Source organism: Opitutaceae bacterium (assembly GCA_015075305.1).
Classification (GTDB): Bacteria; Verrucomicrobiota; Verrucomicrobiia; order Opitutales; family Opitutaceae; genus UBA6669.
In genome coordinates, this window is sequence record JABTUS010000002.1 from 334,321 (window position 1) to 357,655 (window position 23,335).

Genomic DNA, 23,335 nt, shown 5'->3' on the forward strand with positions numbered 1-23,335 from the left:
ATGTTGACTGGGCCGAGATGGCTCTGCCCACGCAGAATGTTCGGGTGTTTTCAGAGAGAAGATTTTATGCGGAGAACACGAAGAAGAATCATTATTTCCGCGGCCATGACGAAACAATATTGACATATTCTCAAATTTGCACAAACGTTTGTGCAATTGAGCTCGACTGTGAGTTCAGTTGGTCCCACGATAACTCTACCTCCCCTACGTTATGAACTCCACCCCCATGCATCCGGTAGCGCGCCTGCGCCTCCTTCTCTTATTCGTTGTTTCCTTTGGCTCTCTCCTACTCGCGCTGCCCTCGGCCGTAGCCCAAGTCGTTGCGTACGGAACGATTTCCGGTGAAGTCCGACGCGAGGGAACCGGCGCATTTCTTGAAGGCGCCGAGGTCGACATTGTGGGCACAAACCTTCACACGCTCACATCACGCGCGGGCAAGTTTCAGCTGACTTCTGTTCCCTTAGGCCCGCAAGTCCTCCGGATCAGCTATTCGGGCCTTGATGAGGTGCGTGTGAAAGTAGATGCGAATGATCGAACACCGATAGTTGTTCGCATGGATTCGAAGGTCTATGACCTCGAAGCCATGACCATCACTACGGTCAAGGAGGGCAATGCCGCCTCGCTGGTGCGCCAGCGCACGGCCGCCAACATCCAGAATGTGGTTTCGATGGACGCTTTCGGCAACGTGGCCGACGGCAACATTGGCAACATGATTCAACGTCTGCCCGGCGTCGCGGCAAACAAGGAAGCGGGCGACATTGTCGGCGTTGGTGTGCGCGGACTGGCGCCCGAAACCGTTTCCGTATCGATGGACGGCATGCGTGTCGCCTCGGCTGTTGCGGGTTTCTCCCCACAGGGTCGCCGCGCTGCGCTGATCGACAAGATTCCCTCCGACTTCATCAAGGAGATCGTTCTGACCAAGGCCTCGACCCCCGACATGTGGGGCGATGCGCTCGGCGGTACCGTCGACCTCATAACGAAGTCTGCGTTCGACTTCAGCGAACGCGTCGTGACGTATCGCGCCGGCGCGACGCTCAACACCTACCGTCGCACCAATCGCTGGGGTCCGACCGGCGCATTGACCTATCTCGATACATGGGGTGCGCAGCGCAAGATTGGCATCTCATTCACGGGAAGCTACACGGAGACCATGAACAACCGCGACCGTGTGCAGACCAATCGGCCTTCCGCCACCGATGCCCGCAGCACTTCGGCCCGCACCCTTGATGATACCAATGAGCGTTTCCGCTGGGGACTTGGCGGCAAGGTCGAATACTGTGCGAGCGATACACTTAGGCTGCAGCTGGACGTCAATTACAGCCGCTTCGACTATGACCTCACACGGTTCGACTACCAGGCATCTTCCTTCAATAACAACATCGCGGACTACTCGGTGGTCAGCCGCGCCGCAATCGAGGCCGGTGCCACGCCGCGGACATCCTCCAAAGCGGTGGCCAGCATCGCCCCCAGCTTCACCAGCACTTACACCGAGATCCTGAATGCGAACTACTACGCGCAGGGTTTTATCGCACATCAGACGTTCGAGCAGCATCGTATCACAGGCTCGGTAACCAAGGAGTGGGATCGCGCAAAGCTCAAGGTCGCGGTGGTGCACAACCCTGCCTATATGACCAGCATACCGGAGTCCTTCACTGCCCGCCTCAACAACATCGGCGTGGGCGTGGACATGACCAATCGCGATCGTCCTGTATATCGCCAGTTGTTCGGTGTTTCAACCGCCTTTGGCACGGATTTCTCGAAGTATCTCGGCGAATATGCGGTCAACCCGGACCGGACCGACGACCAGGTTGACACCGTGGTTGCTGACCTCACTTATGAACTCCTGCGCGGCGATCGCTCGGTCACGCTCAAGGCGGGGGGCGCGCTACGCCGGCAGGATCACACGACGGCGACATGGCGGCAGACTTGGAACTACGTCGGCGCCGACGGGGTGCGCGGCTTGAATCCCGTCACCGGCATCAACGACGATCGCATCGCGCAGTTTGTCGAGTCCCGTCCTGGCTACGGATTGTTCAACGGGCTCTATGAGTCCCGTGACCGGATCAACTACTTCGCGGTGAGGGACTATTTCAAGGCCAACCCGATGCACTTCGTGAAGGTCCGCGACACGCGCCCTATTCCAGACGAAATTCAAGAGGATGTGGCGGCGGGATACATCATGGCCACTGTCAAAGCAGGAAAATTCACCCTGGTCGGCGGCGTGCGCCAAGAGAAGACGGACCTCGACACGCTGGCGCCATTTACCGATCCGACCAAACCCGATCAGAAGACCATCCGTGTTCGAGGCACCTACGACAAGCTATTCCCCAGCATTCATCTTCGGTTCGAGCCGATCCGCAGGCTTGTGCTGCGAGCCAGTTGGTCCACCGGCAGCACCCGTCCGGAGTACAGCTCAATCGTGCCAACCACTACGGTCACAAATCTGACCGGCGGCCTCGGAACGGTAAGGCAAGGTAATTCCGAACTGCGACCCAACTTCAGCGACAACTACGATCTCGGCGTCGAGTACTATTTTGAGCCCGCCAGCATCATTTCCGTCGGTGCATTCCGCAAAGATATCAAGGACTATATCGCCAGTTTCACGACCATCATCGGCACAGGCCCCGACAACGGATTCAACGGCAACTACGCCGGCTACGATCTCGTGACCTCGACCAATCTCGGCTCAGCCAAGATCGAGGGTTTTGAGTTCAACTATCAGCAGCAGCTTCGCATGCTGCCGGCGCCGTTCGACAGCCTCAGTGTGCTGGGCAACTACACGAGGCTCACGACGGAGGGGAGCTATGATTTCGGGGTGGCCCAGCTTGCGCTCTTCGTGCCCGAGACCGCCAACTTCGGCCTCGGCTACACTTGGCGCGGTTTCCAAGTACGCGGCGTATACACCTACAAGAGCGCTTTCGTTAACACGGTGAACAGCAATACGCCGGCGCTTTCGGTCTACGTCTCCAGCGATCCCACGTTCGATTTAAACATCCAGTATCAGTGGAAACCGACGGTGAACTTCTTCCTCGATTACGTGAATGTCTTCAACAAGTCGCCTTCATGGTATACTATTCATGGGGACCGGCGGCAGATGTCGGAAATCTATGGCGCACGCTTGAGCGTCGGCATCAGCGGACGTTTCTAAGCGGATCCCTCGCGATCCCACCGAAGTCATGATCACCAAACGTCTGTTCCTTGCTTTCGCGGTGATCGGATGCTCCACGGAACTCGCGAACGCAGCCGACTTTGTCAACTCTGTTGGCCAGCGCATGGTGCAGCTCATGCCCGGCACCTTCCTGATGGGCAGCCGGCAGGGAGATCGCGATGAGGAAACACTGCACTATGTGACGATCTCGCGGGAGTTTCACCTCGGCGCGACCGAGGTCACCAACCGCCAATACGAGGAGTTCGACCCCGCGCATCGCAAACTGCGCGGCAAGCTCGGCTTCTCCACGGCGGATGACGAGGCAGTGGTGTTTGTGAACTGGGTGGACGCAACTGCGTACTGCGCCTGGCTCGCAAAGAAAGAGGGTAAGTCCTACCGGCTGCCGACGGAGGCGGAGTGGGAATATGCGTGTCGTGCCGGAACCACCACCGAATTCAACACCGGCGCCGAGTTCCCAGTAGAACAGCAGAATAACCAAATACTGAGTTGGTATCCGGATCCCGCCCGCTCGGACGGTGAGCTTGAGAACGTGCGTTCGCTGCATGTGGGCCAGTATCCGGCGAATGCCTGGGGACTGCATGACATGCACGGCAATGTCGAGGAGTGGTGTTCCGACTGGTACGGGCCCTACATCGCAGGAGCGCAGAAGGATCCAGTCGGACTCAGCGACGGTGAATTCCGCGTCACGCGCGGCGGTGCCCACTCGATGGAGCTACCTTACCTGCGCTCCGCCAACCGTGCTGGCACCATCCCGCAAGATCGGACGTGGGTGATCGGATTTCGCCTAGCCATGGGACCGACGTCCGCCACGCCGCCGCTTCCGCCGATGGCACCTGAGCTATATGCGCAAAACGTTGATCAAAGGCACCGGACAATCATGCCGCGTTCGGTTGATACGGCAAAACCCTTGTTCCGCGGACCTCGCACCTACGTGAGAGTTACCCCGACGCCGCGTGGACCCTTCTTCAAGCACAATCATGTTCCCTCGCTGACCGAGCTTCCGAACGGTGATCTGCTGGCCATCTGGTATACCACGAATCGCGAAAAAACACGGGAACTGCACTATGTTGCGAGCCGCCTGCGGTACGGTGCGGCGGAATGGGAACCGGCTTCCGAGTCGTTTTTCTCACCACCCGACCGCAACGCCCATGCTGGCGTCGTCTGGTGGGACGGCGTGGATACGATCTGGCATTTCAACGGACTTAGCGTGGGCGGCACCTGGGGCAGCTTGGCACTCGTTGCCCGCACCTCGCGCGACAATGGCGTCACGTGGACCAAGTCGCACTTCATAAATGCCGAGCACGGCTCTCGGCGCATGCTTGTCGCTTCCGTCGTCCACACTAGGAGTGGTGCGATCGTTCTGAGCGCCGACGTTCCGGGCAGGAAGAAGCCTGCCGGCGATGGTGGCTGCGCGGTTTGGGTTAGCACCGACGGCGGCAAGACCTTCAATGACCCGGGTGCCGGCCGGCCCGACCCCGAGTTCGTGCCGGGCAAGACGGGCGCTTGGATTGCAGGCATCCATGCGCCGATCGCGGAAACTGCGGACGGAAGGGGCATCGTTTCATTCGGCCGTCGCGATCAGAACCCTGACAACCTGCTGCGTAGCGTCAGCTACGATCTGGGCAAGACTTGGGAATACAGTAGCAGTTTGATTGAGGCACTTGGCTCCGGCCAGCGACCAACGATCCTGCGGTTGCAGGACGGCAGCCTGTTTCTCGCCTCCTTCACCACGGGGATGGAACTGAACGACATTGCTGGCAAGACACGCATCGTGAAGGGGCTCTACGCTGCGCTTTCGTTCGACGATGGTGTCACATGGCCCTATCGCCGGCTCGTCACCGATGATCAGACGCCGCGTACGTTTGATGGCGGCGCTTGGACCGGCAAATTCGAGATGGGACCGGAGACCGCCGAGCCGAAAGGCTACATTGCCAGCATCCAAAGCCGAGACGGCACGATTCATCTCATCAGCAGTGCGCTGCACTACGAATTCAACGCAGCCTGGATTCGAGAGAAAATGCCCGCGGCCACTCCTTGATTTCATTTTTTCATCATTTCCGTCATCGTATTCCATGTCTGCTTCCAGTCCTACTTCTCATTCCGCTCCCAATTCTCGAGCGCGCGTCATCGTCGCGGGTGCCGGGCCGTCCGGCATCGTCGCTGCCATCGCCGCAGCGCGGGAAGGAGCGCAAACCACCCTGCTTGAGCAGAACGGCTTTGTCGGGGGCGTCGCCGGCATGGGTCTCGGCCTTCAGGGCTTCTACGACACCTCGGCCCGTCGCGTTATCGGTGGCATCCCTTGGGAATTCGTGCGCCGCATGATCGACCGCGGCCTGTGCGTGATCATGCGCAACGACGACGATCCCAAGGACCCTTTCTACCTCTCGCGCTATATCCGCTTCAATCCCGAGCTCTTCAAACGCACCGCCACGGAAATGCTGCTCGAAGCCGGCGTGAACATGGTTGTACGCAGCATGGTCACGAACATCGTTCGCGAGGGCAGTCGCGTCACTGGCGTGGTTGTGGAGAACAAGTCCGGTTCGTCGCAGCTCTCTGCCGACTGCCTTGTAGACTGCACCGGCGACGGGGACCTTGCAGCTCGGGCGGGTGCCCAACACGAGATAGGCAGTCGTGGCGACGGCGTGTTGCAGCCAATGACGATGCTTTTCTTCCTTTCGCATGTGAACGTGCCGCGGGCCGAGCAACACGGCGTGCTCAAACGGCAGCCTTGGAACGTCGTTGAGCCGAAGCGTCTAATCGGTAAGATCAACAGCTACCGGCTCAATCTCATGCCTTGGGTCGGACAGTTGTCTCAAGCTATTCCTGAGGTGCCTCGCATCACGGGCACAAATTTCCACGACTACGGCAATGGCATCTTCCACACTGGAAATTTCATCCATATCAGCCATTTAGATGGATCGAACGGCGACCAGCTCGCCAAGGCCGAGACAATTGGCCGCACTGTCGTGTGGCGTCTCGTCGAGTTCCTGCAGCGGAACGTACCGGGGTTCGAGAACGTCAACCTCGTGCAGATCGCTACACACGTTGGTGTGCGCGAGACGCGCCGTATTCATGGTCACTATTATCTGACCGTCGAAGACGCGCGGAAGGCGCGCCAGTTTGCGGACAACGTCGCGCAGTGCGGTAACCTCATGGACATCCATGACAATCACGCATCGGACTACGTGAGCCTAGCCTCTGGCACGCAAATCGATGGCGGGCTAAGTTTCGGCATGCCCTATCGCTGCCTCGTGCCCCAAGGGGTGGATGCGCTTCTTATGGCGGGACGTTGCGTATCGGGCAGCCGCGAGGCCCAATCATCCTTCCGCGTGATGGGCACCTGCATGGCCATGGGGCAGGCGGCTGGTACCGCGGCGGCGCTGACGGCCCTGGCAGGGACCGTGCCGCGCCTCATTGATCCGCAGGCGCTGCGCGCGCGCCTCGTCGAGGTGGATGCCATGGTTGACAGCCCCGGCATACCCGCATTCGCCGCAGCCGAAGATGCACGGATAAATTGAAGAATGTTGGCCACGGCTGAGATGAAAGACCGTCTATCACCCGCATGGCGCATTCACCGCCCAATGTCTCCCAGTCGGCGGGACCGGCGCTTGGACCGTGGCACCCTCGCCGCAAACGTCAATTTCGAGCGAATCCATGGAGTGGCGCGGAGTCCTCGCGCTTGGCAGCACTGATGGGTTTCTCCTTTTCGCTCCCGAAGAGCGCAAGAAGGCAGTCTCGATCATTGCCAAATTCGCCGCCGAAATGTCAGCTATCGAGAATGACTCTGATATCCGTCCGGAGGCCGCGATTGAATTGGGGCGCTCCGCGGCGCACTATCGCGCGGCTGCGAGAGCTTTTCCAGCGCTGGAAACTTGACTCTCCGCTCGTTGGATCTTGAGGCCTGTTTCGGCACCGAACCATAGCTCCCTTGATTTTCGCGGTCCCCGAAACAGTCCGCCCGACGGGATATTCTAAGAAACTTCCGGCATGCGCGCCATCGACCTTATCGTCATCTTCGGCTATTTCACCGCGATTCTTGGAGTGGGCCTCTGGTTTTCCCGGCAAAATAGCAGCACGGACCGCTATTTCCTAGGCAATCGCAATTTTCCTGGCTGGGCAGTAGGCCTGAGCTTCATCGGCTCGACCATCAGTTCGGTAACTTTCATCGCATACCCGGCAGATAGTTTCCGCACTGCTTGGGTGCGCCTCGCACCCTCGTTTGCGTATCCGCTCGTGGTGGCGGTCGCCGCCTTCCTGTTCATCCCGTTGTTTCGCTCGGGTTCTGCACGGTCGGCCTATCACTATCTATCCCTGCGATTTGGTCCGTCGATCGCGGCCTATGCGGCCATGATTTATCTCACGGCACAACTAGTGCGCGCCTCTGCGATCCTCTATCTGCTGTCGGTACTCCTGCACACACTCACATCGTACTCCGTGCCAGTTTGCATCCTGATTGCCGCAGGCACCACCGCATTTTACACAGTCAAGGGCGGTTTCGAAGCGGTAGTGTGGACAGACGTCACGCAGGTGATAGTTCTCATCGTTGGAGCCATCGCATGTATCGTGACGATTGCCTTGGCGCTGCCTGGCGGATTGGGTCAGGTCCTTCGGGAAGCGATGGCGGCTGGAAAGCTGTCGTTCGAGGATTTGAATCGGACGACGGGCCAGCTCGAGCCGCTCTCAAATGGCCTCTCTTTGAAAAACATAACTTTGCCGATGCTCGTGCTGGTGGGCATGTCGCAATTTGTCGCTGGCCAGCTCGATCAAGATACGGTGCAACGTTGGTGTTCCGCAAAGTCCACACGCGAAGCGCGAAAATCGATGTTTGTGCTTGGTTTCGGAGCGCTGCCTGTGTGGACGACCTTCATGTTCATTGGCACCTGCCTATGGGTCTATTTCCAACACTTTCCGTCCGCGGAATCGATGGAGATTTCCAGTGGATTGCGGAAGGCGGAGGACATCCTGCCGCACTTCATCATGACGGCTCTACCGCCCGGGTTGTGCGGTCTGGTAGTCTCTGCTGCACTAGCGGCCGCGATGGGATCGCTTAGCAGCAGTATCAACAGCGCAAGCATGGTGTGGGTGTGCGATATTTATCGTGCCCACTTGTATCGCGACGGCAACGATGCGCACTACGTGCGCATGGGACGCTGGGCTTCGATGTCCTTCGCGCTGATTATGGCATGCGGCGCTTGGGCGGTGGCGCGATGGAGTTCCCGGACGATCGTAGATCTTTCCTTCATGCTGCTATCACTCGTGGGTGGCGGTATTTCCGGCGCTTTTCTTTTTGGTCTTCTCACGCGCCGCGGTGACGCGCGTGCGGTGTTGTGCGGCGTGGTCGCCACAATGGCGTTCACCGGCTATTCCATCGTCTCGCAGTGGGGCTTGGTCGAAGAGATATTCCACCCCTATTACACGTCGATCCTGAGTAACGTGACGATGTTCGTAACCTGCTGGCTCGCCTCTTGCGTATTCCACACCCCAAACCGCCCGCTCACGAACCTCACTGTGTGGGATCGCACGCCAGCGAAAGACTAAGCCAACCCAACTTGCGCAACTGGAGGTCGAAAATGAGGTTTTTCGGGAGCATGTGATATCCAAGGTACTGATACATCGTGACCGCATCCTGAAACGTGCGAGTAGTGACGACCAACCCACTTCAAGAATTTCATCGTTTTGATAGTATTTCCGTGGTGCCGTCGCATCCGCGAAAGAGTCGCCTGTCATTTTGAGATTTGAGACAATTTCTAATTTTCACGGGTCTATTTCACTGCCGCTCGGGTCGACCTGCCCGCTACCCACTGAAAAGAACGAAGGACCAATCCAGAGCATCACTCGTCGTCCGATTGTGCCGGGCAGGCTATTGAAGGACAAAGCTTGCCGTCTCAGAACTCAGGCGAATTGCCGGAAGATCGAGGGGGTCGGTTTCCAGCACGAGGACGTTCACTCCCGGTCTGGCCACGACGCTCAATGTCTTGCCGAGATTCACCCGCCTGCCATTCAACCAGCCGCCAGCCGATTCGCCCGAGAGTGCAAAGGTCATATTGCCTCCCTGGGGTGAATCAAAACGCGTCGAAACGAAGAAACCACGGTTGTTTCCACGCGTGGGAAAGGCAGTCTCGAGTTCGTAGACGGGCAGCGTTCCATCCGCAAGAGACACGATCTGCACCCAGTCCTTGAGCGTGTAGTCGCCCTCCACGACCCGCTGGATGCCGAGGTGCTCGTTTGCCGCGCTAACCAGGTACGCTCTCCAAATTCGGGCGACGCCACCCTTGCCGGCGTCAAAGTCACCAGGCTTTCCGAGCGCTGACAGAAACGCGTAGATGTCCAGCCGCTCCTCCGGCAGAAGCGAATCCCTCCACCCCGCAGGCATGAGCGAACCGATGTTGGTGCGCCTGACAATCTGCGCCGTTGGGATGGAGAATTCCTCATTGGTCGCCGTGCGCAACAGCACCTCCGTCGCTGTCTCCCGTGCAATCATGCCCATCAGCTCCTGCCCATCGCGCTTGGTGATCGAGACGGCATGGTACCCTTCCTTCACCTTCGCGGCCGGAGCAAGCAACGATTCGACAACATAGTCCCCGGGGGCGCTCGCGCCAATGCTCGTGAGATCCGGTCCAATGTGCCCGCCCGCTCCTCCAATGGCATGGCAGGACATGCAGGCGAGATCCGGTCGCCGATAGAGCCGTTCGCCCCGATGGGGATCGCCCTTCGCTGCGGCCTCTCTCGCCAGCTCCTGAAAACGCTCGGGGGTCAGCGGCTCCGAGGACGCACTGAGGCCCGAGGCCCTGGCAAGCAAATCGGCCAGCTCCGGATAGCGGCCGCCCTCCCGCGATGGACGGAGACCCGCTTTCGCGACATCGACGGGAAGCGTCGCCGATGCCAGCAACGCCGGCAGAGCCTTTCCAACACCCTTGATGCCAAGCAGCGCACGCCACAACGCTTCGGACTGCGCCGGATCCCGAGTCTCCGCAAGCACGGTCACAATCCGCCCAGAAACCGATTTGAAATCAACGGTAGCGAGCGCCACAACCGCGTCACGACGGACATCAAGCGACGACTGCGGACCCGCCAGCGCCCGCAGCGCGGCAAGAGCCTCGTCGTCTCCTATTTCACGCAAGGCTGTCATCGCCGCATCGCGCTCGGATGAATCACCCTTTGCCGCCCGTTCCTGCAACGCGGCTGTTGCGGATCCCGCCTTCCACGCGCCGAGAACCCGTATCGCCGCCACGCGAATTTTTTCCGATGGAGACTGAATCATTGCCATGGCGGGCTCCGCCGACGTCGAGGGCATCAAGGACCGCAGGCGCGTCGCGCTGAGGAGGGCATCCATCCCGCGCAAAACCGCAGACTCAGGAAGTTTCGAATCAACGATGCGCGCGTAAAGCTTGTCCAACTCCGCCACGCCTCCCGCAGCTCCTATCAATTCAAACCAGGATCCGGAGCCATCCAGCGGAACAACTCCCCTTGAAATCAGATTGCCGAGGACCCTCGTCGCGTCCACCGGTTCGATCGCCTTCAGCGCAAACTCAAGCTGCGCCTCGCGCCCCTCGGATTTCCATTTCCCGCTCAGCACCGCATCCAGCCAGGGCTTCGACAGATCGTTGATCGACTGCCAGATCGCGTACTCGAGAAACTCATCCGTGGGCCTGTCGATCGCGGAAAGCACCAGTTCGGCCGCCCGGGCAGTGCCGCGCGTCCCGAGGGCTAGAACCGCTTCGAGCCGGACACGGGGATGTTCATCCGCCACACGGTTCGCAAGAATGCCGATGTCCATTCCCACAGGCAGCGCACGCACCGCCGCGCCGCGCACTCGCGAATCCCCGGATTCCGTCAGCTCCTTCACAAGAGCGGGGGGAATGCTGTCAAACACCTGGTAAATTCGCAGCGCGTGCAGCTTCGCGATGTCTGATTGCTGCGCCGCAGTCCACCGATCCAGCGCTGGCAGCACCTTCTCGGCGCCATGGTCACGCAGCAGTCGCGTCGCCTGGGCCTGTTCGTAGCCGCTGTTGGATGTCAGCCTGTTGAGCAGTTCCGCCACTGAAAGCCGGCCAAGATCGGCCTTCACAAGCGGTCTTGATCCCTTCGGCGCTATTCTCCAGATGCGCCCGTTTGACTTGTCGCGCCGGGGATCCCGGAAATCGACCTCGCCGTGCTGAATGATGGGATTGCTCCAGTCAGCCACATAGAGCGCACCATCCGGACCGATGCGCAGGTCGATCGGCCTGAAGGAATCTCCCGTTGCGCGCACGAAATCCGGCATTTCCTGGGTGACAAAACCCGCGCCGTTTTCCGAATATCTGAATCGGACCAGGCGATGGGCGCGGAAATCCGCCGTCACAAGATCACCCTGCCAGTCCGCGGGAAACAACGGGCTGCGCATGATCTCGGCGCCGCAAAACTTCGGGTATTGTCCGAGGCTGATCGACGGAGCCTGACGCCTTGCCGGAGCCAGCGTGCGAAATGTCACCCGAGGAAACGCCCAACTGACCCCCTGAAAGCCCGCTCCGTCCGTGACGAACGAATCGCCATAGTTGTCAAACGCGTGCCCCCACGGATTGATCCAGCCTCGATAGACAACCTCCATGCGCGCGTTGCGCGGATCAAAGCGGAACATGCCACCCGCCTTGAGCCGAACCACGCCGGTGGGTGTCTCCGCGTTGGTGCGGGTGTACACCGATTGATTCATGTAGAGGCGTCCATCCGCGCCCCACCGGAGCGTGTGCAGATTGTGATGAGTGTCCTCCGTGCCAAATCCGCTCAGGACCACCTGCCGCTCATCGGCCCGGCCATCGCCGTCGTTGTCTCGGAAATGTATCAGCTCGGTGCTCTGGGCGACATACGCGCCGCCATCACCGACCTCGATGCCAGTCGGAATGAGCAGGCCGCCGGCAAATTCCGTCGACTTGTCGGCACGCCCGGCGCCCTTCGAATCTTCAAGGATGATGATCTTGTCGTTCGTTGCCTGGCCCGGCTCGATCTGCGGATAGAGTTCCGAGGTGGCGATCCAAAGCCGGCCCTTCTCGTCAAAGTTCATCTGCACCGGCTTGTGCAGCATCGGGCTCTCCGCCCAGAGCGTCACGTCGAGGTCGCTGGCGACACTCAAATCCGGCAGAGGCTGCAGCGGGGCCTGCGGTATGGGCTTGGGTGGATTCGCGACGAGATCCGCGGAAACCACAGCACCCGGCCTGCGGAGTTGAGCAATGCGGGCTTCCTCCGCCGCGATGAGCGGACGAAACTGCTCGATCTCCACGGCGTTTCGGCCCTGCTCATGTTTTCTGAAACCGAAGATATAGACGTAGTTGGCGGGCCGCGATGCGTAGAAGAACCAGTCATTCTTGCGCAGGATCGACTGGCGCAGGGCACTCATCACCGGTGAATCCTCCCGCCACGCACCGCGGGCGCTGGATCCGAAAAGCGACTCCTCAATCATTCCCGCAAGCGTGTGATATCCGGCGTCCGTGGGATGGATTCCATTGAACGTGATCGGGCGTCCGGTCCGAAGGCGGGTTTGTTCCTGAAGCGGAACGAACCGGAGCTTCCGGGAAGCGCCAATCTCCGCGAGCACCTCGGAATAGGCGCTGATCTGACGATTGTGCGCCGCAGGGTCCGGCCAGGGCGTGCCGAGTGCCTCGTGCGAAATCGGAGCAAGCAGCACGATGCGAATCCCGGGTGACACGCGTTCAAGGGTGTCGATCAGACGGTTCATCTGTTCGCGAAAAGCCGGCAGTCCCTCCTCCCCCGAGAATGAACTCGCCATGCCATAGTCCAGAAACGCAACGGTCGGCTTTGCCTCTTCAATCTGCCGCACGAGCTGGCGCCAGCCCTCGTCGGGAGGCTCCCTTCCCGCCTGAATCAGGCTCAGGCTTGCGCGCGACCCACCTGCAGGCGTGTCGCCATTCCATCCCAAATTTCGAAATGTGACGGATCGATCCGGAAACTGGGTCGTCAGCATCAGCTCAATCCAGCCAGCCTCCTGTTCGCCCTCGATCAGACGGTCTCCTATGAAGACCACGCGGTCGCCGTCCCTGAGCTCAAAGGGTGCCTCCGCCGCCTGGCACACAGAGGCGAAAATCAAGCCGAGGATTGAGACGATTGCGACAGGAACGCTGCGAGCTCGAGAATAGGTCATGGTGGTGCCTCGCCAGCAAACGCGAGGTCCGCCAATGAAGCATCGGCGCTGTGTCGAACGCAACCACGGCCTCCGAAAAATTCCGCGTCCACTATTTCCCGGGCAGAAGCAGGACTTTCCCGGTCGTGACGCGTCCTTCCAAGGCGCGATGCGCATCCGCGGCTTTCGACAGTTGAAACGTCGCACCCACGCGCACCTTCAGCACCGACTGCTCCACCCATGCAAACAGATCGTTCGCCCGCGCTCGTGTCTCCTCGGCGGACAGCGTGTAATGGGCCAGCGTCGGTCGGGTCATGAACAGGGATCCCTTTCTCGACAGAAGCAAGGGCTCGAAGGCAGGCACGGGCCCGCTGGAATTGCCGAATGTCACAAACATGCCCCGCGGCCGGAGGCACGCCAGGCTTCCTTCAAAGGTGTCCCTGCCAACCGAATCATAAACAACGTCTACTCCATGTCCGGCGGTGAAGGCGCGGGAGGCCTCCACGAAACCCTCCTTCGTATAGATGCAGACGGCACCCGCCCCCGCCTGCCGGGCGAGTTCAGCCTTTTCCTCCGTGCCCACGGTGGCGATCACCCGTGCCCCGCGCAGCCGGGCGATCTGAATCAGAAGCAACCCAACTCCGCCGGCGCCCGCATGGATCAGCGCGGTGTCGCCCCGCTTCAACGGAAACGTGTCGCAGGCCAGGTAGTGCGCCGTCATTCCCTGAAGCATCAGCGCCGCGGCGGTTTCAAGTGCGACAGGTGGCGGCACAGGCACGGTGTGCGCGGCCGGCGACAACGCCTCCGCAGCATACGCTCCCTTGGCGCTGGCCGACGCCACGCGGTCTCCAACCCGGAATTCTGTCACACCGGCTCCGATGGCTGTCACGATTCCCGCCGCTTCCATCCCCGGAACAAAGGGCAGCTTCACCGGATAGAGCCCGCTGCGATGATAGGTGTCGATGAAGTTGACCCCCGCAGCCGCCACGGAAAAACGAATCTCACCGGCCGCGGGTGCAGGCACCGGCACGTCGTCGACGATCAACTTGTCCGGGCCGCCTGTTGCATGGATGCGAATTGAAAGCATGGCAGAGTCTGATCGGAACGCGCGACCGTCGGTTTCCTTCCGCAGCGCAATGACCGGTCGTTCAGGGCGCTGCGTATCAAGGATACAACGTCAAATCACGGCGTGGGCGGAATGATGACCGACGACGTGACATCGACCCCATTCCGCTCAAGCCGCCCCTGGTTCGCCTGGGCGGACATGAGGAATCCATCGGAGCGCTGCCCCGGGTTCATCTTGATTGCGGTCGCCCCGCCAATTTCTATGGCGCGGCCATTGGATTGAAGAAGGTTTCCGCCAGTGATGAGAATATTGGTCCCCACGGTGCCGGTCACCAGCTTTGGCGATGCATTGTCGTGGGCGTCGATGTCATACAGATTGAGCGGTCCGGCAATATTCACCCCCGGCGCGTACAATCCGACATTTCCCGACGAGCCAAAGAAACTGACGTTTCCAACTCGCACACCAGCGAACTGCCCCGTCGGGCTGATGATGTTCACCAGCGCGAGATCTGCAAAACCGTCGTAGGTGACGCCAGGTTTCAGCACCAGGACATTGCCCGTCGCCGCTCCAACGCTGTACACGCCGAAGTTCGTCGTGGAATCGGCGCCGGAGATGGTCACCGTGGCATGGCCCTTCATGTAGCTGACGGACGGCTGATTGTAGTTCACCGCCACCGCCGGACCCGAGGGATTCGTCAGCGTGACCGTAAGGACTCCGGCTCCGGAGAACTCCAGCTGCACGATGTCATCCGTCAGATCCACGTAGGAAATGCGTGCGATCTGGCCCGGATCCGCAGTGATTGATGCCGCCGCTCCCGTCAGGAGGAACTGGTCATAGACGTTCCCGGTCGCCGGGTGAACGATATCCGCAGTGTGCAGGATCGCGGTGCCGGCGGGACGCTGCGTCGGGGTCATGGACAGCGTGGCCGGATTCGTGACGACCGTGCTGCCATTGGACGTCACCGCCAGGGTGTAGCTGCCGACGTTCACAGGCTGCACGCCAGGGATCGAATACGATGAAGCCGTTGCGCCGGAAATCGGCACGCCGTTCAGCCTCCATTGATACGTGACCGCAAGCGCGCCAGGATTGTTGATGGTCGCTGTGAAAGAGGCGCCCGATCCCTGGATCACGGAAAGCGAACTGGGGTGCGTGGCGATGCTGACAGGCGTGACCGGGTTCACCGTGAGCGTCGCCGCTGAACTCGTCAGTGTGGAACCGTTGGACGTCACCGCGACCGTGTAGCTGCCGACATGCGATGGCTGCGCCGAGGGGATCGTGTAGGTTGACCCCGTGGCTCCGGATATCGGAGTGCCGTTGAAACTCCACTGGTAGGTGACCGTCAATCCGCTGGGGTTGTTGATGCCCACCGAAAAGGATGCGCTCGCCCCCTGGCTCACTGTCTGCGCTGCGGGCTGGGTTGCGATGCTCACCGGAGTCACCGGACCTCCGCCCCCGGAACCGATGCTGGTTTCGGTGGTCGGGAGGGTCTCAAACGTCAGCGTTGTGCCAGTGACAAGCGAAGGATTGATCGACGTTGCGGTCACCGTCACATCCGCAAGGGAGAAAGTGACGTCCGTCGCGGTCAGTCCGGGATTGCTGACGGTGGGCGTTGCGTCCGTGAAGAGCTCCGTGCTGACACTCGCGCCGAAGTCATCCTTGAATGCCACAGCCTCGATCGAGTGATCCGTACTGTTGAAGAACGAGGCCACAACGTCGTCGCTGTCATAGTCGGGAGAAACCATCACCAGGCTCATGTTGTTCTTGTATTTCTTCCACTTGATGTTGCTCAGCGTCAGATCCGACAAACCCGCATAGACCGGGCGGACTGTGTCGGCCGCTGTTCCCGACGCGAGTCCCAGCCAGATCCGGCTCCCTTCAAACTGGGGCGCGAGGACATTGATTGTGCCAAAGGAAATCTGCGTTTGCGCCTCAATCGCACCGCTGGAACTCATGACGCCAAGAACAGCGTCGATGGCAGGGTTGCTCGATCCCTGCACCGCCGTCATTGCACCCGTGAGAAGCACTCTCTCATTCGCCAATTCACCTCCCGCCGCGATCGACGCGATCCGGTCACCGCTGCCGCCGCTGATTCGTTTGCTCCAGATGACGGCACCCGCCGAAGTCACCTTTGCAACGATTGTCCCGGGGCTTGCAGTGCCGCCCAAGGCGGGCAGTTCGACTCCGGAGAAATAGAGATTCGTCGTGGTCGCCGACGGAAGCGCATAGAAAATGGCGTTGTTGGTGGAGCGTTTTGCCCACGACACCGCGCCCGTCGAGGTGAGCTTGATGATTGTGGTTTCATAGCCAATCGAAAACGTCATCAGATTCAACTGCATGCGCAGGACGTGCACCAGCAGCGAGCCGTCGGTCAGCGGCAGTCCATACACGACGGGGTTCGTGTTCTGTGCCGTTGTAGTAAAACCGGGCGCCGTCAGCGACCGGCCCCACGCGAGGCTGCCATCGTTGTTGAAGGCCAGCACTTCGACGGAGATGTCCAGATCGCGCACCACAAAAATACGGTTGACCGTCGAGCCCGGAATGACCGTCGTCCGCGCTGCTTCGGTTGTCATTTTTCTCTGGAATATGGGCGCGCCCCCGGCCTTCGCGTAAAGGCCAAACGTTGTTTCCGTCGGCGTGGTCTGCTTCGCGAAAAACTGACTGGCATCGGCGGCGGACAGGACGGTCACGCCCAGCTGCAGCGGCGACAGCCGGGTGACGGTGTTGCCCGCAGAATCAAATTCCAGCAGCCCGCCAATGGTCGTGTTGTTCTGCCCATTCACGTTGGGCATGGAGTAGTAACCCGCACGATTGTAGTGAGGCATGACCGTGCCACTGTCCCAGACGGCATAATTGCTGTCGCGCGCGGTGATGCGTTTCGGAAACGCGGCCGTGGTCGCCGCCGTATTGGGCGCCGCAGTGGCACCCGTGGGAAGCGGCAGTGCCGCACTTGCGGTCCCGGCTGCGCAGAGCCCCAGACCAAGACAGGCAAAACGAATTGCCACACTTCCAAGCAACCGGCTCCGCCCAAGAAATTTCGTTGGAGTAATCTTCATGGTAAAATGGATTGGCCACGATGCTTTATCAGGCATTCTGCGGCGAGTGTGAAATCATTCATCGGAAGCGATTGGCACGGTCGATGTTCGCCCGGAGAGCCCGGCGAAGCGGCGCTCGCGGAAAGGCACTGGCATGAACATGGATGATACACTTCGGGTGACTTTGTTCAGCCTCGGCGTCGCGGCACTGGGCACCCTGCTGATACTGCCTGGAGGAATCGCACTGGGATGGCTTCTTGCGCGCAAGCGCTGGCCGGGAAAGACGTTGGTGGAGACACTGGTCGCCCTTCCCCTGGTGATGCCGCCAGTCGCAACGGGACTGGTCCTTCTCAAGCTGCTCGGTCGCAGGGGCCCGATTGGCGAATTCCTGGACGCCATCGGTCTGGAAATTGTGTTCACCTGGAAGGCAGTCGTGATCGCCGCCGCGGTGATGGCCCTGCCCCTGCTCGTCAGAAACGCACGGGTCGCCTTCGAGGATGTGCCCGCCCGCTTTGAACAGGTCGCTCGAACCATGGGCGCCGGCCCCTGGCGCGTTTTCTTCACAATCTCCCTCCCCCTTGCCTCGCGGGGACTTTGCGCCGGGGGAGTCCTGGCATTCGCCCGTGCGCTGGGAGAGTTCGGGGCCACCGCCATGGTGGCGGGATTCATCCCTGGAAGGACGGTGACGCTCTCGCTGGGGATCTATCACCAGGTGCAAATGGGCCGTGACACCGATGCTTTCATCCTTCTCGCCATGTCCGCTTCACTGGCATTTTCAGCGGTGCTTCTCAGCGAACTGCTCATGCACAAGCGCCGCTCCACGCGCGAGAGAATCCAGTCATCGAAAGCCGCGTCTTCATGAGGCTCAAGTTCTCCTCGCTCAATTGGAACGCAGATGCGTTTTCACTCGACCTTTCACTGGAGGTTGAAGGTCGTGCAATCGGCCTCTTCGGCAATTCCGGAGCGGGCAAGACAACGTTGATCGAACTCATCGCCGGCGTGCGCCGCCCGGATGCCGGTTCAATCGCCCTCGATGGTGTCACGCTTTGCGACAAGATGGCCGGAATTTTCGTACCACCAGAATCGCGGGACGTGGGCTACGTGCCCCAGGATGGAGCGCTTTTCCCCCATCTCAACGTCCGCTCCAACCTCAACTATGGCGTTCGCAGCCGGGCACGCGGGGGGATCGCTGAAGCTGATGGAACGGAAAAACTTCCCATCACGCTTGAGTCCATTGTCGAACGGCTCGACATCGCCTCCCTTCTCGAGCGTGAGGTGACCCACCTTTCCGGCGGAGAGCGTCAGCGTGTCGCCCTCGCCCGCGCCCTGCTTGCCTCCCCCCGGCTGCTGCTGCTCGATGAACCGCTCAGCAGTCTCGACGCCGGGCACAAAGCCGCGGTCTTTCCACTGCTGAAACGCATACGCGATGAGTTCGGAGTGCCGCTGGTGTACGTGAGTCACGCACCCGAGGACTTCTTCGCACTCTGCGACCAGGTTGTCGTGCTGTCGGACGGCCGCTGCCGTTCCGTTGGCGCTCCAGGGGAAATCTTCTCCACGCGGCCGGCAATTGGCTACGAGCTGGTCCGGTCAACCGACCTCTGCAAGCTGAAGTGAGTCGCCGCGGGAACGCAGTCGCGTTCTCCCGCATCAGGCCGCCGCCTACAGATCGTCGTCGTGCGCCCCCTCAAGGGACGAGGCCTTCTGGTATTCGGTCACACGGCCCTCAAAGAAGTTCTGCTCCTTCTTGATGTCCATCATCTCCGCAAGCCAGGGCAGCGGGTTCTTCACGCCAGGTGAAAGCAGACCCAGGCCCACCCCTTCCAGCCGGCGGTCCGCGATGTAATCAATGTACTGCAGGAACTCGTCGACGGCGAGCCCCACCGCATTGACCGGCAGGCAGTCGCGGATGAACTCCTTCTCCAGCTGCACGGCCTCCGCCATCGTCGCGCGCAGCTCCTCCTTGAACTCCGGAGTCCAGATGTCGCGGTTCTCCTCGACAAGATCCATGAAGAGATTGCGGAAGACCTCGATGTGATTGCTCTCGTCGCGCAGCGTGTAGCGGAACATCTGGCCGATTCCCGGAAACTTGTTCTGCCGGTAGAGCGAAAGGATCATGCCGAACAGTCCGTAGAACTGGGTGCCCTCCATGCACTGCCCGAATACAAAGATGTTCCTGGCAAGCAGCCGCTTGTTCTCCAGAAGGGTGAGGTCGAGGTCGCGGCGCAGCTTCCGGGAAATGCGCGTCACGAACTCGTTCTTTTTCACAATGGTCTGAACATCCTCGAACATCGCCTCGCATTCATGGGGATTGATGCCAAGCGACGAAATCATGTAGAGCAGCGAGTCGGCGTGAATGTTCTCCTCGTGCGCGTGGCGCCCGAGCACCAGCTTCAGTTCCGGCGCCGTGACCAGCTCGCGCACGACGTGCTGGATGTTGTCGCCCACGATCCCCTCGGCCGCCGAGAAATAGCCGATGCCCATGCGGATGATCCAGCGCTCGATGTCCGAAACCATCTTCGCATCCCGCCACTGCTCGATGTCCTTGCCCATCGGGATGTCCTCCGGCTCCCAATGGTTCGCCTTCATCTTCCGGTAGAGGTCGTAGGCCCACTGGTACTTCAGGGGCAGGAGATTGAAGGTCATCGTGTCGCGGCCGTTGATGACGCGCTTGGCGGCGAAGGCCTCCTCGGCCTTGGCCTGATCGAGGACGAACGACTTGTTGCCAACAATGAAGGTCTTGTGCATCGGAAATGAGGCGGTTTTTCGACGTGAAGTTGAGGCACAGCCAAAACGGAATTCCCAGTCTTTTTCTCGCTTCACCCGCCGGATGATGAAGATTCTTCACCACCGGCCTGCGAGGCAGGCAGAAGGCTTGCCACCTTCAGTGAGCCGGGCAGCATCGCCCGCCGAGCATGATTCGATCCTTCGTTTTCAGCGACGGAAAGCTTGTGGGGCGCGACCTTGAGTCCGAAGCCCTTCGGCTGGTGCGGGCCGACAAGGGGCTCCTGCTGTGGGTTGACCTGGTCAACCCCACCGACGAGGAGGTCCATGAAATCCTCGAGGGCGTCTTCCAGTTCCATCCGCTTGCAATCGAGGACTGCCGGACGCCCAGTTCCCTGCCCAAGGCGGAGGACTATGACGACTACCTGTTCGTCGTGACCCACGCGGTCGACTTCACCCGCTCGGAAAAGTTCAACACCACGGAACTCAACCTGTTTCTCGGAAAGGACTTTCTGGTCACCTACCACGCCCCCTCGGTCAAATCCATCGAGACTGTCGTGGACCGCTGCGTCCGGACCACCGGCTCAGTCGCCCGCGGGCCGGACCGGCTGGCGCACCTCATCATCGATGCGCTGGTCGACAACTACCAGCCCACGACCGAGGAACTGCGGGCGGAGCTGGAGTCGATCGAGGAATCCGTCCTCAGCAGCTCGGATTCCGGCCTGACCACCCAGCTCATGGAGGTTCGCGGCGAAATCGCGCACCTCCGCCAGATCGTGAGACCGCAGCGCGACATGATCTCCCGGCTGGCCCGCGGCGAGTCCAAGATGATCCGTTCGGTGATGCTGCCGTATTTCAGGGACCTGCGCGACAACCTGATCCGCATCGATGAGACCGCGGCCTCGTTCGCCGACCAACTGCTGATTTCCTTCGACCTTTACCTTAACAAATCGTCCTTCCAGGCCAATGAAGGCATCAAGGCCCTTACGGCGCTGACGGCCGTCAGTCTGCCGGGCATCATCATTGGCACCTGGTACGGGATGAACTTTGAACACATGCCGGAACTGACCTCACCCTACGGCTACCCGGGGGTGACGGCGGCAACCGCCATCTGCACGTTCCTGATGTGGCGGTGGTGCAAACGAAAACGCTGGATCTAGCCTCCGCCATGGTCACCACGCTTGTCTACAGGGACAACAAGATCGTTGCGCAGGACCCGCCGGTCGAATCGCTCGGCACGCTGCGGTGCGAACCCGGCGTCCTGCTCTGGGTCGATCTTTCGGCGCCCACCCAGGAGGAAACGCGGCTGATTCTGGAATCGGCCTTCGCGATCCACCCGCTCGCCATTGAGGACTGCGTCATTGACACCCCGTTTCCGAAACTCGAGGAGTTCGACGACTACCTCTACCTGGTGATGCACGCGGTCGACTACACGCAGACCGAGGAGTTCACGACCACCGAGCTGAATTTCTTTCTCGGAAAGAATTTCCTCCTGACCTTCCACAAGCAGCCGTTGCGACCGGTCCAGGCCGCCCTGGAGCGATACCAGAAGAACCCATCGACCCTCGTCCGCGGGCCCGATCGTTTTGCGCACGTCATTCTCGACCTCATGGTCGAGGCGTACAAGCCCGCGATGGACGCACTGCACGAGGAGCTCGACAAGGTGGAGCGCGGCGTGCTCCAGGGCGCGCCGGCGGGCGAGCTCTTTCCGCTCGTCATTTCGCTGCGGAAGAAATTCTCCGCGCTGCGCCAGATCGTGCGCCCGCAGCGGGAGATCGTCAGCACGCTCTCGGACGGAAAACTCAAGTTGATCCGGAGCGTCATGGTCCCGTACCTCCGCGACCTGACCGAGGATCTCTCGCGCATCGAGTCGCAGGCCAACGCCTGGGCCGAGCAGCTCATCCTTTCATTCCGCGTCTATCTCAACCGCTCCAGCCACGAGGCCAACGAAGGGATCCGCGTGCTGAACGGCATCACCGCACTCACCATCCCCGTCCTGATTCTCAGCGGCTGGTACGGCATGAACTTCACGAACATGCGTGAACTGGGATGGAAACACGGCTACGCCGGAGCAACGGCACTGGTCCTCATAGGCACCATCGCGATGCTTCGTTTCATGCGAAAGCGAAAGTGGCTTTGAAGTCACGCGGGACGGGACGGAAAGAATGATGGAAACATGACGTGCGGCCTCTCCCGAAGGCGTTTGCGCTGGGGTGAAAACTCCGTCGACTATCGAGCCATGCGAATTCGCCGAACCCTGGATCCAGGACTCCGACGCCGCCTGCTGGCATTCGCGGCCGCAGCCTGTTTCCTTGCCATGGCATCGGCGCAGGGGCAGGGGCAGCCGCGCGTTGATTTTCCCCGGATGGGCGGGCCCTATCCCGGCGACCGGTCAGGCACGCGGATCTGGATTGAGGGAGGCGGATGGGTGGATGAAGCCACCGTCAGGACCGCGCGTGAAACAGCCTCGCACAGCACGGGCACGCCCGACTGGCGGAATCCGCGCGAGTTCAGCCGGGACGTCTTCACGTTTGCGCGGGCCATCTTTCGCTCCGAAAGGCGTGTGCCGCGGCGCGGACCCGTGTTCGGGTGGTTTGTCGACTATCCGGATGCGGATCTCAATCTGTCCTACCGCCTGCAGCAACTGACCTCGATGAAGGTGGATCCTGATGGACGGGTCCTGCATCTCACCGATCCCGATCTGCCCGACTATCCCCTGATCTACATGGTGCACACCGAGGACATGCTCCTGCAGGAGGAGGAGGTTTCGGCCCTGCGCAACTACCTGCAGGCGGGCGGGGTCCTGCTCGCATCGGACTACTGGGGCACGGACGCCTGGAACAATTTCTCCGCGGAGATGCGGCGCGTGCTTCCGGGAAAGGCCTGGGCGGACATTCCCATGGATCATCCCGTGTTCAAGTGCATCTACAGGATTTCGGGGCCGATGAACGAGCTTCAGATTCCCACGCTTCAGTACTGGGTGCGCAGTCACGACCCAGCGAACCCCAATTCACGCATCACGGTGGACCGCGGCGTCGGCTCGGAAAACGTCGCGGTCAAGGCGCTGCTCGACGACCGCGGGCGCATCATGGTCCTTTCCATCCACAACTCCGACATCAGCGACGGCTGGGAGCGCGAGGGGGAAAATGCGGACTACTTTCGTGAACTGTCTGAAAAACGGGCCTACCCCCTGGCGATCAACCTGATCTTCTACCTGATGACCCACTGAACCGCGG

The 23,335-nt window shown here is 60.5% G+C and carries 13 protein-coding genes; 9 read left to right on the forward strand and 4 right to left on the reverse strand.

Translation table 11 applies throughout. The features are described 5' to 3' along the window. Positions 1-211 precede the first annotated feature (211 nt). The 4 genes from HS122_05865 (at position 212) to HS122_05880 (ending at position 8,707) form a co-directional block, all read left to right on the forward strand. Complete coding sequence (locus tag HS122_05865; protein MBE7537919.1) at positions 212-3,148, forward strand: TonB-dependent receptor; 2,937 nt, start codon at positions 212-214, stop codon at positions 3,146-3,148. Between the two features lie 28 nt (positions 3,149-3,176). After that, a complete protein-coding gene (locus HS122_05870; protein MBE7537920.1) occupies positions 3,177-5,207 on the forward strand; it encodes an SUMF1/EgtB/PvdO family nonheme iron enzyme in 2,031 nt (676 codons plus the stop codon). Between the two features lie 34 nt (positions 5,208-5,241). After that, positions 5,242-6,687, forward strand: a complete 1,446-nt coding sequence (locus HS122_05875) for an FAD-dependent oxidoreductase (GenBank protein MBE7537921.1) — start codon at positions 5,242-5,244, stop codon at positions 6,685-6,687. Positions 6,688-7,156: 469 nt separating this feature from the next. Beyond that, positions 7,157-8,707 carry a sodium/solute symporter gene (locus tag HS122_05880; protein ID MBE7537922.1) on the forward strand — a complete coding sequence of 517 codons (1,551 nt, stop codon included), beginning with the start codon at positions 7,157-7,159 and terminating at the stop codon, positions 8,705-8,707. Positions 8,708-9,029: 322 nt separating this feature from the next. Here the strand turns inward: HS122_05880 and HS122_05885 are convergent, their stop codons facing one another. The 3 genes from HS122_05885 to HS122_05895 all read right to left on the reverse strand — a co-directional run bounded on the left by HS122_05885 (position 9,030) and on the right by HS122_05895 (position 17,399). Beyond that, on the reverse strand, positions 9,030-13,301 hold the full coding sequence (locus tag HS122_05885; GenBank protein MBE7537923.1) for a HEAT repeat domain-containing protein: 4,272 nt from the start codon (positions 13,299-13,301) through the stop codon (positions 9,030-9,032). Between the two features lie 91 nt (positions 13,302-13,392). Next, complete coding sequence (locus tag HS122_05890) at positions 13,393-14,367, reverse strand: quinone oxidoreductase (GenBank protein MBE7537924.1); 975 nt, start codon at positions 14,365-14,367, stop codon at positions 13,393-13,395. A gap of 95 nt (positions 14,368-14,462) precedes the next feature. After that, positions 14,463-17,399, reverse strand: a complete 2,937-nt coding sequence (locus HS122_05895; protein MBE7537925.1) for a hypothetical protein — start codon at positions 17,397-17,399, stop codon at positions 14,463-14,465. A 139-nt stretch (positions 17,400-17,538) separates the two neighbouring features. Here HS122_05895 and modB point away from each other — a divergent pair, with 139 nt between their 5' ends. Together modB and HS122_05905 are read left to right on the forward strand one after the other, a co-directional pair. Further along, the gene (gene modB / locus HS122_05900) at positions 17,539-18,240 is read left to right on the forward strand and encodes a molybdate ABC transporter permease subunit (GenBank protein MBE7537926.1); all 702 of its coding nucleotides are present in this window, start codon (positions 17,539-17,541) and stop codon (positions 18,238-18,240) included. Further along, complete coding sequence (locus HS122_05905) at positions 18,237-18,992, forward strand: ATP-binding cassette domain-containing protein (protein MBE7537927.1); 756 nt, start codon at positions 18,237-18,239, stop codon at positions 18,990-18,992. Before modB ends, HS122_05905 begins: the two co-directional genes overlap by 4 nt. A gap of 45 nt (positions 18,993-19,037) precedes the next feature. On the opposite strand, the gene HS122_05910 is transcribed toward HS122_05905, so the two are convergent. Continuing rightward, a complete protein-coding gene (locus HS122_05910; protein ID MBE7537928.1) occupies positions 19,038-20,123 on the reverse strand; it encodes a ribonucleotide-diphosphate reductase subunit beta in 1,086 nt (361 codons plus the stop codon). Positions 20,124-20,290: 167 nt separating this feature from the next. Here HS122_05910 and corA point away from each other — a divergent pair, with 167 nt between their 5' ends. From corA to HS122_05925, 3 genes are all read left to right on the forward strand, one after another. Further along, positions 20,291-21,259 carry a magnesium/cobalt transporter CorA gene (gene corA / locus HS122_05915; GenBank protein MBE7537929.1) on the forward strand — a complete coding sequence of 323 codons (969 nt, stop codon included), beginning with the start codon at positions 20,291-20,293 and terminating at the stop codon, positions 21,257-21,259. Between the two features lie 8 nt (positions 21,260-21,267). After that, the gene (locus HS122_05920) at positions 21,268-22,239 is read left to right on the forward strand and encodes a magnesium transporter CorA family protein (protein ID MBE7537930.1); all 972 of its coding nucleotides are present in this window, start codon (positions 21,268-21,270) and stop codon (positions 22,237-22,239) included. A 99-nt stretch (positions 22,240-22,338) separates the two neighbouring features. Further along, positions 22,339-23,328 carry a DUF4159 domain-containing protein gene (locus HS122_05925; protein MBE7537931.1) on the forward strand — a complete coding sequence of 330 codons (990 nt, stop codon included), beginning with the start codon at positions 22,339-22,341 and terminating at the stop codon, positions 23,326-23,328. Positions 23,329-23,335 lie beyond the last annotated feature (7 nt).